At 74.4% G+C, this 14,974-nt stretch carries 13 protein-coding genes; 3 read left to right on the top strand and 10 right to left on the bottom strand.

From position 1 onward, the window contains the following. Positions 1–11: 11 nt before the first annotated feature. The 3 genes from B9W62_RS06415 to B9W62_RS06425 all read right to left on the bottom strand — a co-directional run bounded on the left by B9W62_RS06415 (position 12) and on the right by B9W62_RS06425 (position 4,180). Positions 12–1,436: an amino acid permease gene (locus B9W62_RS06415; protein WP_087806032.1), complete on the bottom strand. Its 1,425-nt coding sequence runs from the start codon at positions 1,434–1,436 to the stop codon at positions 12–14. An 81-nt stretch (positions 1,437–1,517) separates the two neighbouring features. After that, a complete protein-coding gene (locus tag B9W62_RS06420; protein ID WP_087806034.1) occupies positions 1,518–3,671 on the bottom strand; it encodes a phage holin family protein in 2,154 nt (717 codons plus the stop codon). Between the two features lie 107 nt (positions 3,672–3,778). After that, positions 3,779–4,180 (bottom strand): hypothetical protein, encoded by a 402-nt coding sequence (locus tag B9W62_RS06425; protein WP_087806036.1) that lies wholly within the window; start codon positions 4,178–4,180, stop codon positions 3,779–3,781. Between the two features lie 94 nt (positions 4,181–4,274). On the opposite strand from B9W62_RS06425, the gene B9W62_RS06430 reads away from it, so the two are divergent. Then, a complete protein-coding gene (locus B9W62_RS06430) occupies positions 4,275–5,048 on the top strand; it encodes an MBL fold metallo-hydrolase (protein ID WP_179235375.1) in 774 nt (257 codons plus the stop codon). Then, complete coding sequence (locus B9W62_RS06435; protein ID WP_087806038.1) at positions 5,045–5,671, top strand: DedA family protein; 627 nt, start codon at positions 5,045–5,047, stop codon at positions 5,669–5,671. The genes B9W62_RS06430 and B9W62_RS06435 overlap by 4 nt, the downstream gene beginning before the upstream one ends. A gap of 58 nt (positions 5,672–5,729) precedes the next feature. On the opposite strand, the gene B9W62_RS06440 is transcribed toward B9W62_RS06435, so the two are convergent. From B9W62_RS06440 to B9W62_RS06470, 7 genes are all read right to left on the bottom strand, one after another. Beyond that, positions 5,730–6,761 carry an MBL fold metallo-hydrolase gene (locus B9W62_RS06440; RefSeq protein ID WP_087806040.1) on the bottom strand — a complete coding sequence of 344 codons (1,032 nt, stop codon included), beginning with the start codon at positions 6,759–6,761 and terminating at the stop codon, positions 5,730–5,732. Further along, positions 6,758–8,074 (bottom strand): aminotransferase class I/II-fold pyridoxal phosphate-dependent enzyme, encoded by a 1,317-nt coding sequence (locus B9W62_RS06445; RefSeq protein ID WP_256976206.1) that lies wholly within the window; start codon positions 8,072–8,074, stop codon positions 6,758–6,760. The genes B9W62_RS06440 and B9W62_RS06445 overlap by 4 nt, the downstream gene beginning before the upstream one ends. 618 nt (positions 8,075–8,692) lie before the next feature. Next, positions 8,693–9,712 carry a hypothetical protein gene (locus B9W62_RS06450; RefSeq protein ID WP_087806044.1) on the bottom strand — a complete coding sequence of 340 codons (1,020 nt, stop codon included), beginning with the start codon at positions 9,710–9,712 and terminating at the stop codon, positions 8,693–8,695. Between the two features lie 139 nt (positions 9,713–9,851). Continuing rightward, complete coding sequence (locus B9W62_RS06455; RefSeq protein ID WP_087806046.1) at positions 9,852–10,652, bottom strand: RNA polymerase sigma factor SigF; 801 nt, start codon at positions 10,650–10,652, stop codon at positions 9,852–9,854. Positions 10,653–10,941: 289 nt separating this feature from the next. After that, positions 10,942–11,358 (bottom strand): VOC family protein, encoded by a 417-nt coding sequence (locus tag B9W62_RS06460; RefSeq protein ID WP_087811775.1) that lies wholly within the window; start codon positions 11,356–11,358, stop codon positions 10,942–10,944. A gap of 5 nt (positions 11,359–11,363) precedes the next feature. Continuing rightward, the gene (locus B9W62_RS06465) at positions 11,364–11,882 is read right to left on the bottom strand and encodes a helix-turn-helix transcriptional regulator (protein WP_087806048.1); all 519 of its coding nucleotides are present in this window, start codon (positions 11,880–11,882) and stop codon (positions 11,364–11,366) included. Between the two features lie 67 nt (positions 11,883–11,949). After that, a complete protein-coding gene (locus tag B9W62_RS06470) occupies positions 11,950–14,340 on the bottom strand; it encodes an ATP-binding cassette domain-containing protein (protein ID WP_087806050.1) in 2,391 nt (796 codons plus the stop codon). A gap of 224 nt (positions 14,341–14,564) precedes the next feature. On the opposite strand from B9W62_RS06470, the gene B9W62_RS06475 reads away from it, so the two are divergent. Further along, positions 14,565–14,963, top strand: coding sequence for a DUF2795 domain-containing protein (locus B9W62_RS06475; protein WP_087806052.1), 399 nt, complete (start codon positions 14,565–14,567; stop codon positions 14,961–14,963). The last annotated feature ends 11 nt before the right edge of the window (positions 14,964–14,974 follow it).

The raw sequence follows: 14,974 nt of genomic DNA on the forward strand, positions 1-14,974 counted from the left end.
GCGCAGCCGAATTACGGGGCGGTGGACGTCTCCGCGCGCCGCCTGCGGGCCGCCATCACCGCGTACACGAGCACGCCCGCGAAGAGGAACAGCACGCCCTGGTAGACCGCCGCGTACCCGGCGCCCGCGACCAGCCACAGGGAGAAGGCCGCCGCGACGGACGCGACGATGCCGTCCCGCACCAGGCGTGCCCGGTCGACCTTCTCGCCCTGTCCGCAGACCAGGTGGAAGATCTGGGCGGCCGTGGCCAGCAGGTACGGCACGGTGGCGGTGAAGGTGGTGACGAGGACGAGGACCTCGAAGACCTTCGCCGAGCCGGACGTGTAGTTGTAGACGGTGAGCAGCGAGGCGAGGACGACGGTGACGCCGACGCCGACGGTGGGCACCCCGCGCCGCCTGCGGGCGAAGGCGGCCGGGAAGAGGCCGTCCCGGGCCGCCGCGTACGGGGTCTGGGCACTGAGCAGGGTCCAGCCGTTGAGGCAGCCGGTCATCGAGACCAGGGCGGCCAGGGCGACGGCCCAGCCGCCCCAGGCGCCGCCGAACATGGCGTTCACGGCGTCCGAGAAGGGGGCGTCCGAGGTGACCAGGCGGTCGTGGGCGACGGTGCCGAAGACCGCGAGGGTGCCGAGCAGGTAGACGAGGGCGGCGCCCGCGGTGCCGATGACCGTGGCCCGGCCGACGGTACGGCGGGGGTTCTCGACCTCGCCGGCGCTGACGGCGGCGGACTCCACGCCGAGGTAGGAGAAGAGCAGGATCGCGGCGGCGGCGGAGACCGCGCCGATGCCGCTGGAGCCGCTCGCGTTGAACGGGCCGAGGTTGTCGGCGTCGAAGAAGAACAGCCCGCCGACGGCGACGAGCAGCAGCGGCGCGAACTTCAGCACGGTGGAGACCAGCTGGACGGCGCCGACCCACCGGGTGCCGGCGAAGTTGGCGAGGGCGGGCAGCCACTGGATGACGAGGGCGGCCAGGCACGCGGTCCAGCGGTGGTCGTTCACCGGGATCAGGACGTCGAGGTAGCCGACGGCGGCGACGGCGAGGGCCGCGTTGGACACCCAGGTGGTGATCCAGTACGCCCAGGCGGCGAGGAACCCGGCGAAGTCGCCGAAGGCCCCGCGGGCGTAGACGTAGGGGCCGCCGGTGCGCGGATCGCGGGCGGCGAGGCGGCCGAAGACCAGGGCGAGCGCGATGGCGCCGACGGTGAGGACGCCGAAGGCGAGCAGGCTGATGGTGCCGAAGGGCGCGACGGAGGCCGGGAGCAGGAAGATGCCGCCGCCGATGATGTTGCCCATGACCAGGGCGGTGGCGACGGGCAGCCCGAAGCGGCGGGCGTGCCTGCCGTTGCCGGGGGTGGGGTCGGCGGGAGCGGTGGGGTCGGGGGCCGCGGGGGTCGCCTGCGGTTCCGGAGCCGGTGGGGGGACGGTCCCGGTGACGTGCATGGGGTGGTGCGCCTCTCATGGAACGGGGTCCGGGATCGCCGGACGCGCCCATGGTCGGGCACGGTCCGGCACCGCTCCAAATCAGGCGCTTTTGTCCTGTACGTACCCGTCCACGACGGGAAAAGGTGCGCCGTCCGCGACGTTCGGCCGCGAATCGTCCACCGGGTCCACGGGCACCTGCGGGCCGTTCGACTCGCGCAGCCAGCGGCGCAGCACCCGGTGGACGTGTTCCGCGCCGACGATCTCCGCGTCCTCGGCGACCGGCGCGGACAGGACGACCGGCGACAGCAGGAAGGCGCGCGACTGGGCGCCGCCGAGCCCGCCGTGCGAGCCGATCTGCTCCTCGAAGGCGAGGACCTCGCCGTCGGCCGGGTCGTGGAAGGAGTTGACCATGATGTCGGCGGTGTGCGGGAAGGAGTGCGTGCGGCGTACGGCGTCGGCGGCGCCGGGACCGAAGGGGGCGAGCGGCCCGGGATCCTGGTCGAGCCGGTCCAGGGGCACCTCGGCGCCGCGCGCGCCGAGCACGACACCGCCGTGCTCCTCGCTGCGCACCAGCAGGAAGCCGACGCCGGGGTGGTTGGCGAGGGTCGGCAGCAGGGCGGGGTGGCGGGCGTCGATCTCCTCCCGGGTCATCCGGTGCGGCACGTCCGGGAAGGAGACCAGGCCGAGGTTGCCGGAGGCCAGCACGATCGGCTCGGAGCGGCGCCCGGTGGGGGTGTCGGCGGGCCGCTGCTGCTCGGCGCCCTCCTCGACGGGACGGTGCAGGGCGGCCCGTACGGTGTTGCGCGCCTCGGCGCCGCTGCGGGTGCGCCGGGCGCTGCGCGGCACGGGCAGCCCGCAGCCGGCCCGCACCAGGTCGGCGAGGGTCAGGCCGTAGCGGGCGCGGAAGGTCTCGCCGGGGCTCTGGCCGTGGTCGGAGAGGACCACGATCCGGTACGAGCGGGGGGCGTGCTCGGCGACCTTCTCGATCAGGGCGAGGGACCGGTCGAGCCTCTGGAGGACCTTGGCGGCGTCCCGGCCGCCCGGACCGGAGTGGTGGGCGACCTCGTCGTAGGCCACCAGGTCCGCGTAGACGGCGGTGCGGCCGGCGAGCATGTCGCCCATGACCGCGGCGACGACGACGTCGCGTTCGACGACGGTCGCGAAGGCGCGCACGAAGGGGTAGAGACCGCCGCGGGAGACGCGCGGGCGGACCTTGTGGACGCGGGCGCGGGTGGACTGGCCGATCTCCCGGCACACCTCGGCGACGAAGGACATCGCGGTGCGCACGGCGTTGGCGGGGTCGGAGAAGTAGGCGAAGTAGCCGGATCTGGAGCGGGTCTCGCGGCTGCGGCGGCGGGTGGCTATGGACAGCACGAGGGCCTGTTCGTCGGCGCCGCCGCCGAACAGGTTGCCGCGGCTGGCGCCGTCGAGGCTGAGCAGTCCGCCGTCGCCGGTGCGCCGGACGGCGCGGTACTGGAGTTCGGCGGCGCTGGTCGGGCGGTTGCAGACCATGACCTCGCCGCTGTCCTTCTCGTACCAGCGGAAGGCGGGGACGTCGTGGTTGCTGCCGTGCAGGATGCCGAGCTGGCTGGCGCCGGTCTGGCTGGACCAGTCGGTGCGCCACTCGGCGAGCCGGTGGGTCGCCGAGGCGCCGTCACGGCCGAGCCAGCGGGCGACGGTGGGCATGGCGCCGCGGTCGACGGCGTCCCGCAGGACGTCGTGGCCGACGCCGTCCAGCTGGAGGAAGACCGTGCCGGGGCCGGCCGGGCAGGGCGGGCCGGATCGGCGGCGGCGGTCGGCGAGGCGGTACAGGCGGCGGCGGTAGGCGTCGTCGTCGCGCACGGCCAGGGCGCCGCCGGTGGCGGAGGCGACGGCGGACATGACGGCGGCCACCACGACCGCCGTCTCGGGGGCGACGCCGCCGCGCCCGGCCGGGTTGACGTCGATCGCGAGGAGCAGCAGCCCGCCGTTGAGGAAGAAGACCAGCAGGCCGAGGACGAGGGCCGGCACCAGGAGCAGCAGGCGGACCATGAGCGGCCAGACCAGGGCGGACAGCAGGCCGAAGGCACCGGCGCCGACCGCGGCGGTCATGGCGATGTCGGTCGCGCTGTCCCCGTCGGGCGACTGGAGCCGGAAGTCGGGCAGGATCCCGGCGAGCACGAGCATGGTGACGGTGGAGACGGCCCACACCGTGACACTCCGCCCGATCTGACTGGCGACCCGGCGCCAACGCCCTCCACCCACGCTCCGCACACCTCACGTCCCGGCCCGTCGTCCGTGCGGGCCTTCCCCACCCTGCCACAACGCTCCGGAGTGCCCGTTTGTCCCCCCGGGTCCGGTTCACACCCGCGCGACGGCGCTCAGCGGCCGTCGTACCCGGCCGTCGGCATCGACAGCCTGCGGTGCACGCACGCCTTCATCCGGGCGTCGTAGGACGGTTCGGCGTGGCCGACGGTCTCGACCCGCACGCCGCGCCGCGCGCACTCCGCGGCGAAGTCGTCGACGGAGGACAGCGCGCTCTCCAGCACCCGGCGGCTGGGCGCCACGAACAGGTCCTGGCCGGGGCGCACTCCGTCCCACAGGGCGTCGTGGTCGTGCCGCAGGCCCCGCACCAGCAGTTGTCTGGCGACGACGTAGCCGTGCTCGGCGGCCCAGTGGGCGCACATGGCGTGCTGGCTGCGAGAGTCGACCAGGAAGGGGTCGTCGTCCAGCTGTTCCAATGGCGTCAGACTCGCGATCGCCGTCACCCGCACCGGCCCCATGGTGTCCCCCCTCACCTCCCGTCACCTCCCGTTTTCGCCGCCGACCCTACTCCTGGACGTAGGCTTCGGGGAGTCGCGCGAAGGAGGCAAAGGAGTGCCGGTGGAGCTCACGTGGTGGGGTCACGCCACCTGCACGGTCGAGGATTCGGGCATGCGCGTGCTCACCGATCCCCTGTTCGTCCGCCGGCTCGCCCATCTGCGCCGCAGGCGGGGCGCGGTGCCGCCGCCCGAGGCGTGGCGCGCGGATGTGGCGCTGGTCTCCCATCTGCACGCCGACCACCTGCATGTGCCGTCGCTCGCGCGGCTCGCGCCGGGCACGCGCCTGCTCGTGCCCCGGGGCGCACGACGGGCGGTGCCCGGACTGCGCCGGCTCCGGCACCTGGAGCTGACCGAGGTGGCGCCGGGTGACGAGACGACCGTCGGTGACCTGCGGATACGGGCGGTCCCCGCGCGGCACGACGGGCGGCGGCTGCCGGTCGGACGGCACCGCGCCCCCGCGCTCGGCTATGTCGTCGAGGGCGAGGCGCGGACGTACTTCGCCGGGGACACCGGGCTGTTCGACGGCATGGAGCAGGAGGTCGGGCCGGTCGACGTGGCGCTGCTGCCGGTGGGCGGCTGGGGCCCCTACCTGGGCGCGGAGCACCTGGACGCGGGGCGGGCGGCCGAGGCGCTGGCCCGGCTGGCGCCGCGCACGGCGGTGCCGGTGCACTACGGCACGTACTGGCCGATCGGGATGGACGCCGTGCGCCCCCACGAGTTCCACACGCCGGGCGAGGAGTTCGTGCGCCTGTCGGAGCTGCGCGCGCCGGGCGTGGCGGTGCACCTGCTGGGGCACGGCGAGAGTGTGCGGGTGGAGGTCGCGCGGTGAGCTGGCTGGCGGCCGCGACACTGGACATACCGACGGAGCCGACGCAGCAGGCGCTCGGCTATCCGTCGCTGTTCCTGCTGGTGCTGATCGGGGCGCTGGTGCCGGTGGTGCCCACGGGGGCGCTGGTGAGTTCGGCGGCGGTGGTGGCGATGCACCAGACGCTGCCGTTCGCCATGCTGATGGTCTTCGCGACGGCGTCGCTGGCCGCCTTCTGCGGGGACATGGCGCTGTACTGGCTGGGCCGGCGCGGGGTGGGTTCGAAGAACGGCTCGCGCTGGCTGGAGGCGATCCGCTCCCGGGCGCCCGAGGACCGGCTGGAGCAGGCGCAGGACAAGCTGGCCGAGCACGACGTCGCGGTGCTCGTGCTCTCCCGGCTGGTGCCGGCCGGCCGGATCCCGGTGATGCTGGCCTGTCTGCTGGCCGAGTGGCCGCTGCGCCGCTTCGCCAGGGGCAACCTGCCGGCCTGCCTGGCCTGGGCGGTGACGTACCAGCTGATCGGCGTCCTCAGCGGCGCCCTGTTCAGCAAGCCCTGGGAGGGCGTGGCCGCGGCGATCGCCCTGACCGTGCTGGTCAGCGTGGCGCCGGGGCTGTGGCGGCGCTTCCGGGGGCCGGCGAAGGCGTAGGCCTCCGGCGGCCGGCGGGGTACCGGGGGGGGCGGGACGGGGGCGGAGGCCGGGAGCGTCAGTGCAGCACGCGGGAGGCGCCGATCGGGAGGTCCCAGAGGTGGTCCCTGGGCAGGCCCGCCTGCTGCCAGGCGGCGCGTACCCGGGTGAGGGGTTCCAGTACGGGTTCCGCGGACAGGACGAACGTGCCCCAGTGCATCGGCGCCATGTACCGCGCGCCGACGTCCTGGGCGGCCCGCACCGCCTCCTCCGGGTCGCAGTGCACGTCGCTGAGCCACCAGCGGGGGTCGTAGGCACCGATGGGGAGCAGCGCGAGGTCGATGCCGGGGTAGCGGCGGCCGATGCGGCTGAACCAGTGGCCGTATCCGGTGTCGCCGGCGAAGTAGACGCGCCGGGCGTCGGCGTCGGTGAGGACCCAGCCGCCCCACAGGGTGCGGCAGGTGTCGGTCAGGGTGCGCTTGGACCAGTGGTGGGCCGGGACGAAGTCGAACCGCACCCCGCCCACCTCGGTCGCCTCCCACCAGTCCAGCTCGGTGACCCGGGTGAAGCGGCGGCGGTGGAACCAGCGGCCGAGACCGGCGGGCACGAGGACCGGGGTGTCGCGCGGGAGCCTGCGCAGCGTGGGCGCGTCCAGGTGGTCGTAGTGGTTGTGGCTGATGACGACCGCGTCGACGCGGGGCAGGGCGCTCCACGCGACGCCGACGGGGGTGACCCGCGGCGGGGTGCCGAGGATCCGGCGGGACCAGACCGGGTCGGTGAGCACGGTGAGGCCGCCGATCCGCACCACCCAGCTGGCGTGTCCTGCCCAGGTGACGGCGACGGTGCGCGCGTCCACGCGGGGCAGCGGGCCGGGGGCGTAGGGCAGCCGCGGGATGTCGGCGAGTCCGGCGGGGCCGGGTCTGACTGCCCCCTCGCGGGCGAATCGGGCGAAGGCCTTCAGACCGGGCAGGGGCGCGGTCAGGCGGTCGTGGAAGGTACGCGGCCACACCCGGCGTTCGGCCGGCGGCCGGGGCTCGGCGAGCGGCGGGTGGGCGGCGCTGTCCTTGGCGGAGGCGGGGGTGCTCGTGGTCGACCGGGGCTGCTGCGTCATCGAGGGGGCTCCCATCGCTGAGCGTCGCGGAGACCGTCGAAGACCGACTTCAGACCGGTCAACGCGCGGTGCACGTGTGGCAGTTCCAACGGGTCCGAGGACAGGAGGCATTCCGCCCGCCGCTCGTCGGTGCCCGCGTCGAGCAGGGGTCCGGTGGCGAGCCGGAACCGCAGGGCGGACAGTTCGTCGCCGAAGCGGTGGCCGCCGGGGGCGGGCATGCCGAGCCGGGCGGTGAGGAAGTCCTCCAGTTCCTGCGCGTCGCCGACGCCCTCGGCGCCGAGCGCGTCGCGCAGCGGGCCGAGGTCGGCATACAGGTGGCGGCCCGCCTGCGGGGGCCGGGCGGTGGCGCCCGCGGCGACCAGGGCCGCGTGCGCGGCGGCGGCCACGCGCGCGTGCAGGCGCACGACGGCCGCCCGGTGGGCGACGACCGGCTCGGGTTCGCCGAGCGCGTACCCGGCCGCGGCGGCGACCGGGGCCGCGACGCGGGCGCCGAGCGCGGTGAGCACGTCGAGCACGCGCGCGTGCAGGCCGTTCCCGGCGGCGGAGGCGGGGAAGCGGGCGACGGCGGCCGGCCAGGCCGGCGGCAGCAGCGCGCCCGCCAGGTCGGTGACGACGGTGACCCGTTCGGGCAGCATCTCGGCGGGGCTGAGGACGACGGTGGCGTGCGGGTCGTGCAGGGTGTCGCGCCAGGTCTCGTCGCTGACCAGGTGCAGGCCCTCGCCCGCCGCGGCCTCGACCGTCTCGTGCAGCAGCTCGGGCGGCGCGACGGTGCCGGTCGGGTCGTCGGCGACGGACAGCACGAGCAGGCGGGGATCGCCGCCCTCGGCACGGACCCGGCGGACGGTCTCCAGCAGGGCGTACGGGTCGGGCACGCCGCCGGACTCGGCCGGTGTCGGGACGTGGAAGACGGGCCTGCCCAGCAGCCGTGCGTACGGTGCCCACCAGGCGGCGCAGGGACGGGGCACCAGCACGTCGCCGTCCAGCGCGGCGGTCAGCGCGAGCAGCAGGGCGCCCGCGCCGGGGGCGGCGGCGAGGTGGGCGGGCTCGGTGGTCAGGCCGCGCCGGTCCCAGTAGACGCTCGCGGCGTCCAGGAGGGCGGGGCCGCCGCCGGCCGGTTCCCCGCGTGCGCGGCCCGCGGCGGCGGCGAGTACGGCGGACAGTTCGGGCAGCACCGGAAGCCCGTCGTCGGGGAAGTGCGGGCCGTAGCGGACGGGACCGTGGCCCACGGGGCCGTGCCCCGCACCGGCCCCGCCGCCGGGGTCGTGGCCTGCGGGTCCTGTGGCTGCCAGGCCCCCGGGGTCCGTGCGCCGCATGCGTACCTCCGCGCGGTCCGTGCCGTTCGGTGTGTCTCCGTGGCCGTTTCGGTGTCCGTGCCCGACGTTTCGGTGTCCTCGCCGTTCCGTGTCTCCGTCGCCGCTCTCGTCCGTGCCGTTCGGTGGCTCCGTCGCCGCCCTGGTCCGTGCCGTTGGGGTCTCCGTCCCGGTGCTCCGTCCGTGCCGTTCGGTGGATCCGCCGACGTTTCGGTGTCCTTGCCGTTCCGTGTCTCCGTCGCCGCTCTCGTCCGTGCCGCTCCCCCGCTCCGTCGCCGTTCCCCGTCCGTCCCGTTCCCTGATTCCGTCGCCGTTACGTCTGTCCGTCGGGCCGTGCTCCGCCTCACTCGTACCTGGGTCCCACCCGGCCGTGTCCCGTCTCGCCCTGGTGCGGCGAGGGCCTGGGGCGTCGGGCCTCGGCCTGTCGCCCCTGGTGCGTCCGTCCTCGCCTCGTTGATCCTCGGGTCGTTGGTCCACGGCCCGTCGGTCCTGGCTCCGTCGCGCTCTGGTCCGGCGGGGCCCGGCCGGCTCGCCGCTCGTTGATCCAGTACCCATCGTGCCGCCCCGCCATGGCCCCGGCTCCGGTCGCGCGTGTCACAGCAGGGCCGGAGCCACGCGGCGTCAGCGCTCGCCGTCCTCGCCGCGCAGGCGCAGCCGCAGCCGGTGCGCGGCCGCACCGCACGCGCCCGCGATCAGGACGCCACCGGCGACCAGCGCGGGCACCGAGTCTCCGAAGGTCCCGCCGGTACCGGCCTGGACCCCGTGCTCCGCCGTCCCACCGGCGCAGGCCGCGTCCCGCGTGGCGGGCTCACCTCGCGAGGCGGTGGTTTCGGGGCAGGCGGGCTTGGTGGGGGCGCAGGGGGTGCCGTGCGTCGAGGTCCCCGCGCGCGGGGCGGGGGTCTCCTGGCACGCCGACTGGCCGGTGCCGGTGCCGGTTCCGGTAGCGGCACCGGCACCGGCACCGCTCTCCTCCGGCACGCTCATGGTCGCGCTCCAGGGGTCGCCGCCCTCGCCGCCCGAGGCGTCCGGGCAGGCGCCGTCGACGGTCCAGTCCTCCGCGACCCCGGCGGCGTCCTCCGTCCCGGCCCAGTCCTCGGTCTCCGCCGAGTCCTCGGTGCCCTCGGTGCCCTCGGTGCCCGCGGCGCCCCCGGTGTCCGCGGCGCCCCCGGTGTCCGTCGAGCCCTCCGTGCCCCGCGCGCCCGGCTCGGCCGCGAAGTCCCCGGCGGCGGCTATGCGGGCGGTGCCCCGATAGGCCGGTCCGGACGCCGTCCCTCCGTCGTCCGCCACCTTGCGCAACTCGACGGTGCCCTCCTCGAAGGCGGCCGAGGTGGCATCGAGGCTCGCGGGCGCGGCGGCCCCGCCAGTCGGGCCGCACGAGACCGAGACGGTGACGGTGTCGCCGGGTGCGGCCCGCGCCGGGCTGACCTGTGCGGCGGCCTGTCCGGCGGGCGGCGGGACGGCCTCCTCGGCGGACGGCGGGGGCACGGCTGCCGGGTCGTCGACGGACGGCGGGGCGGCGGGCTCCCCCACGTCGGCGGGGGGCGGCGGGACACCCGGGTCGGCCGCGCCGTACCCCGCGGAGAGACCGAGGGCGGCGCCGGCCAGCACGGCGACGGACAGAGCGCGGGCGGTGCGGCGCATGGGACGGGCTCCTTCGAGCGACGGCTTGCGGGGCACTGCACTCGCGCCCCTCGGCCATCACAGCCCGCCCGGCGGGGAGGCGCCCGTCACCGTGCTCCGTTCGCGCGAAGGGGGCGTCCGGGCGGGTGAGCCCGAGGTTTCACGCTCCGGGACCCGGGTCCCGCAGCACCTGCTCCCGCACCCGGTCGCAGCAGCGGGTGATCAGGCGGGAGACGTGCATCTGGGAGATGCCGAGCTGCTCGGCGATGCGGCTCTGGGTCATGTCGTCGAAGAAGCGCATGTAGAGGATGGCGCGCTCGCGCGGGGGCAGGGCGGCCAGCCGGTCCTTGACGGCCTCGCGGTCGACGACCGTGTCGAGGGCGGGGTCGGGGGCCCCGAGCGCGTCGCCCAGCGAGTAGCCGTCCTCGCTGCCCGGGAGTTCGGCGTCCAGGGACAGGGCCGTGAAGCTCTCCAGGGCCTCGAGGCCGACCCGGACGTCCTCCTCGCTCAGGTCGGCGCGCTCGGCGATCTCGGCGACGGTGGGCCTGCGGCCCGGGATGGTCTGCGACAGGTCCTGGCCGGCGAAGCGCACGCGGTTGCGCAGTTCCTGGACCCGGCGCGGCACGTGGAGGGTCCACATGTGGTCGCGGAAGTGGCGCTTGATCTCGCCGGTGATGGTCGGTACGGCGTAGCTCTCGAAGGCGTTGCCGCGCTCGGGGTCGTAGCGGTCGACGGCCTTGACCAGGCCGAGGGCCGCGACCTGGCGCAGGTCCTCGAAGCTCTCGCCGCGGCTGCGGAACCGTCCCGCCAGCCGTTCGGCCATGGGCAGCCACGCCTCGACGATCCGGTCGCGGAGCGCGTCGCGCTCGGGGCCGTCGGGAAGGGTGACGAGTCGGCGGAAGGCGCCGGCGGTGTCGGGGGCGTCGTCGTGCGGGTGCTTCACACTGGCGTGGATCGGCATGGTGCGTCGCAACTCCCTCGGAGCGCGGGGTCCCGTCGTCACGCCGGACGGCGGTCCGGTCGGTACGGCCCGCCCGCAGGCGTCCGGGGTTGCGGGAACCTCGGGCCCGCGGGGGCGGGCGGAACCGGTGCGACGACAAGGCCCTTGGTCGGGCGGTCACCGTGGGAGGGCGTCCGGCACCGGACGGACGCATCCGTGGCGGCGTCGCGCCGCTCCCACGGACGTGCCTCCTGTCCGAAGCACTGACCTTGCGCATGCCCCCTGTCCCCCGCGGCAAACCCCGGGTTTCTCAGCCCTTGCGCGGCTGCTTCAGGCGCACCATGTTGCCGGCCGGGTCGCGGAAGGCGCAGTCGCGGACACCGTAGGGCTGGTCGACCGGTTCCTGGAGGACCTCGGCGCCCGCGGCGCGGAGGTGCTCGAAGGCGGCGTCGACGTCGTCGGTGGCGAGGATGACGCCGCGCAGGTGGCCCTTGGCCAGCAGGTCGGCCATCGCCTGCCGGTCGGCGGCCGGGGCGTTGGGGTCCGCGAGCGGGGGCTCGAGGACGATGTCCACGTCGGGCTGTGCCGGGGAGCCGAGGGTCACCCAGCGCATGTCCGCGTACCCGACGTCGTTGCGGACCTCCATGCCGAGCAGGTCCCGGTAGAAGGCGAGCGCCTGGTCGTGGTCGTCGACCGCGATGAAGCACTGCGAGAGGTTGATGTCCATGCGCGTCACGCTACGGTCGGCGGCGCGGACGTCGCTTCTCCGTTCCTGACCGACTCGCCCGCCCCGACCGGCTGACCGGTCCCGACCGGCTCGCCCGCCCCGACCGGCTGACCGTTCCCGACCGGCTGACCGTTTCTGACCGGCCGGGTGTAGACCTTGGCGACGCAGGCCGGGAGGGCGGCGCCGTCGGTGTGGTCGCGCTCCCGGTAGGCGCTCGGGCTCTCGCCGACCAGTTCCGTGAACCGCGAGCTGAACGACCCCAGCGAGGTACAGCCGACCGCGAAGCAGACCTCGGTGACGCTCATGTCGCCGCGCCGCAGCAGCGCCATGGCGCGCTCGATGCGGCGTGTCATCAGGTAGCTGTAGGGCGTCTCCCCGTAGGCGGCGCGGAAGCTGCGGGAGAAGTGGCCCGCCGACATGAGGGCGACGCGGGCCAGCGCCGGCACGTCGAGCGGCTCGGCGTACTCGCGGTCCATCAGGTCGCGGGCCCGGCGCAGCCGGGCCAAGTCCTCCAGCGTCGTCACCCGACCACGATCCCACAGCGCCGGACACCGCCGGTAGCCGTACCGGCGCCGTGGGCCCTCGGCACGGTCAGGCGCCGACGTAGGCGGCGAGGTGCTCGCCGGTGAGGGTGGAGCGGTCGGCGACAAGGTCGGCGGGGGTGCCCTCGAAGACGACCCGGCCGCCGTCGTGCCCGGCGCCGGGGCCGAGGTCGATGATCCAGTCGGCGTGCGCCATGACGGCCTGGTGGTGCTCGATGACGATGACCGACTTCCCGGCGTCGACGAGGCGGTCGAGCAGGCCGAGCAACTGCTCGACGTCGGCGAGGTGCAGTCCCGTGGTGGGCTCGTCGAGGACGTACACGCCGCCCTTCTCGCCCATGTGGGTGGCCAGCTTGAGCCGCTGCCGCTCGCCGCCGGACAGGGTGGTCAGCGGCTGGCCGAGGGTGAGGTAGCCGAGGCCGACGTCGGAGAGCCGCTGGAGGATCTTGTGCGCGGCCGGGGTGCGTGCCTCGCCGGAGCCGAAGAACTCCTCGGCCCGGTCCACGGACATCGCGAGCACCTCGCTGATGTCCCGGCCGCCGAAGCGGTACTCCAGCACGGCGGGCTGGAACCGCTTGCCCTCGCAGTCCTCGCACGGGGTGGCGACACCCGCCATCATGGCCAGGTCGGTGTAGATGACACCGGCGCCGTTGCAGGTGGGGCAGGCGCCCTCGGAGTTGGCGCTGAACAGGGCCGGCTTCACGCCGTTGGCCTTGGCGAAGGCCTTGCGGATCGGGTCGAGCAGTCCGGTGTAGGTCGCGGGGTTGCTGCGCCGCGAGCCCTTGATGGGGCTCTGGTCGACCGACACGACGTCGGCGCCGGCCGGGACCGAGCCGTGGATCAGGGAGCTCTTGCCGGACCCGGCCACGCCGGTGACCACGCAGAGCACGCCGAGCGGGACGTCGACGTCCACGCCCTGGAGGTTGTGTCTCCGCGCGTCGCGGATCTCCAGGGCCCCGGTGGGCTTGCGGACCGACTCCTTGAGCGTGGCGCGGTCGTCGAGGTGGCGGCCGGTGACGGTGTCGGAGGCGCGCAGTTCCGCCACGGTGCCCTCGAAGCAGACGGTGCCGCCCTGAGCGCCGGCGCCGGGGCCGAGGTCCACCACGTGGTCGGCGATCGCGATCGCCTCCGGCTTGTGCTCGACGACGAGGACCGTGTTGCCCTTGTCGCGCAGCCGCAGCAGCAGGTCGTTCATGCGCTGGATGTCGTGGGGATGCAGTCCGACGGTGGGCTCGTCGAAGACGTACGTGGTGTCGGTGAGCGAGGAGCCGAGGTGGCGGATCATCTTGACGCGCTGCGCCTCACCGCCGGACAGGGTGCCCGCGGGCCGGTCGAGGGAGAGGTAGCCGAGGCCGATCTCGACGAAGGAGTCGAGGGTGTCCCGCAGCGCGGTGAGCAGCGGCGCCACCGAGGGCTCGGTCAGCTCCCGGACCCAGTCGGCCAGGTCCCGGATCTCCATTGCGCAGGCGTCGGCGATGCTGATCTTGCCGATCCGCGACGAGCGGGCGCCCTCGCTGAGCCGGGTGCCCTCGCACTCGGGACAGGTGGTGAAGGTGACGGCCCGCTCCACGAAGGCCCTGATGTGCGGCTGCATCGCCTCCTTGTCCTTGGACAGGAAGGACTTCTGGATCTTCGGGATGAGCCCTTCGTAGGTGAGGTTGACGCCGTTGACCTTCACCTTGACCGGCTCGCCGTACAGGAAGTCCCGCAGCTCCTTCTCGGTGTACTCGCGGATCGGCTTGTCCGGGTCGACGAAGCCGGACTGGGCGTACACCTGCACGGTCCACTGGCTGTCGGACTTCCAGCCGGGGATGGTGAAGGCGCCCTCGGCGAGCGACTTGGAGTCGTCGTAGAGCTGGGTGAGGTCGATGTCGGAGACGGTGCCGCGGCCCTCGCAGTTCGTGCACATGCCGCCGGTGCGCTGGAAGGTGGCCTTCACCGCCTTCTTGTTGCCCCGCTCGACGGTGATCGCGCCGCTGGCCCGGACCGAGGCGGTGTTGAAGGAATACGCGCTGGGCGGGCCGATGTGCGGATCGCCGAGGCGGCTGAAGAGGATGCGCAGCATCGCGTTGACGTCGGTGGCGGTGCCGACGGTGGAGCGGGGGTCGGCGCCCATCCGCTGCTGGTCCACGATGATCGCGGTGGTGAGGCCGTCCAGGACGTCCACCTCGGGACGGGCGAGCGTGGGCATGAAGCCCTGCACGAACGCGCTGTAGGTCTCGTTGATCAGCCGCTGCGACTCGGCGGCGATGGTGTTGAACACCAGCGAGCTCTTGCCCGAGCCGGAGACTCCGGTGAACACCGTCAGCCGGCGCTTGGGAAGGTCGATGCTGACGTCCTTGAGGTTGTTCTCGCGGGCGCCGTGCACACGGATCAGATCGTGGCTGTCGGCGACGTGCGACCCGGGTCCCTGCGTGCCCGGCCTCTTGGCGCTGCTCATCGTGTCTCCATCTGTCGGGGGCTCGGTGAAGGTGACGCCCTCAGTGCCTCGGTGGTCACACGCTAGAGGGCGCCCGGCGGCCCGCGCTTCTCGATTACTGATCCGCTCCCGGGCCGCGGAAATCAGAGCGGACCCGTCCGGATGAATCCGTGTCGGTCCGCGGTGTCCGGGTACGCGGTCGGCACCCCTTAAGGATCTGTCCCCTTAAGGATCTGGAGGGAGACATGCAGCGAGGCAGCGACCGGATGAGCGTCCACCGCGACGACGAGATGAAGCACGAACTGCAAGGCCTGCTCAGGTCCGGGCACCCCACCCGCAGCGAGGAGTGGAACGATCCGGAACCGGCCGCCGAGGACGATCCGGACGTCGCCTACGGACCCGTGACACCGGGCCGCGGACCGACGTACCTGGAGGCCCTTCGGCTCGAACTGGCCCGGAACCTGACGCGGGGCAGCTTCCCCGCGGGGCCGCGGGAACTGACCCGCGCACTGCGCCGCGGCAACGCGCCGGACGCCCTCGTCGAGGGGCTGGACCGGCTGCCGCACAAGGCGCGGTACGACAACGTCCAGGAGCTGGCGGTGGCCCTCACCGAGAGTGGCCGGTCCGGTCCGCAGGGCGCGTAGGCGCCAGAAGG

This window comes from Streptomyces sp. CS113 (assembly GCF_002188365.1).
In the GTDB taxonomy this organism is placed as follows: Bacteria; Actinomycetota; Actinomycetes; order Streptomycetales; family Streptomycetaceae; genus Streptomyces; species Streptomyces tendae.

Coding starts and splice junctions, on each gene's coding strand:
- B9W62_RS06455 (WP_087806046.1), bottom strand. CDS start 10,652: ATGCCGATCCACGCCAGTGTGAAGCACCCGCACGACGACGCCCCCGAC.
- B9W62_RS06450 (WP_087806044.1), bottom strand. CDS start 9,712: ATGCGCCGCACCGCCCGCGCTCTGTCCGTCGCCGTGCTGGCCGGCGCC.
- B9W62_RS06470 (WP_087806050.1), bottom strand. CDS start 14,340: ATGAGCAGCGCCAAGAGGCCGGGCACGCAGGGACCCGGGTCGCACGTC.
- B9W62_RS06445 (WP_256976206.1), bottom strand. CDS start 8,074: ATGCGGCGCACGGACCCCGGGGGCCTGGCAGCCACAGGACCCGCAGGC.
- B9W62_RS06475 (WP_087806052.1), top strand. CDS start 14,565: ATGCAGCGAGGCAGCGACCGGATGAGCGTCCACCGCGACGACGAGATG.
- B9W62_RS06425 (WP_087806036.1), bottom strand. CDS start 4,180: ATGGGGCCGGTGCGGGTGACGGCGATCGCGAGTCTGACGCCATTGGAA.
- B9W62_RS06460 (WP_087811775.1), bottom strand. CDS start 11,358: ATGGACATCAACCTCTCGCAGTGCTTCATCGCGGTCGACGACCACGAC.
- B9W62_RS06440 (WP_087806040.1), bottom strand. CDS start 6,761: ATGACGCAGCAGCCCCGGTCGACCACGAGCACCCCCGCCTCCGCCAAG.
- B9W62_RS06415 (WP_087806032.1), bottom strand. CDS start 1,436: ATGCACGTCACCGGGACCGTCCCCCCACCGGCTCCGGAACCGCAGGCG.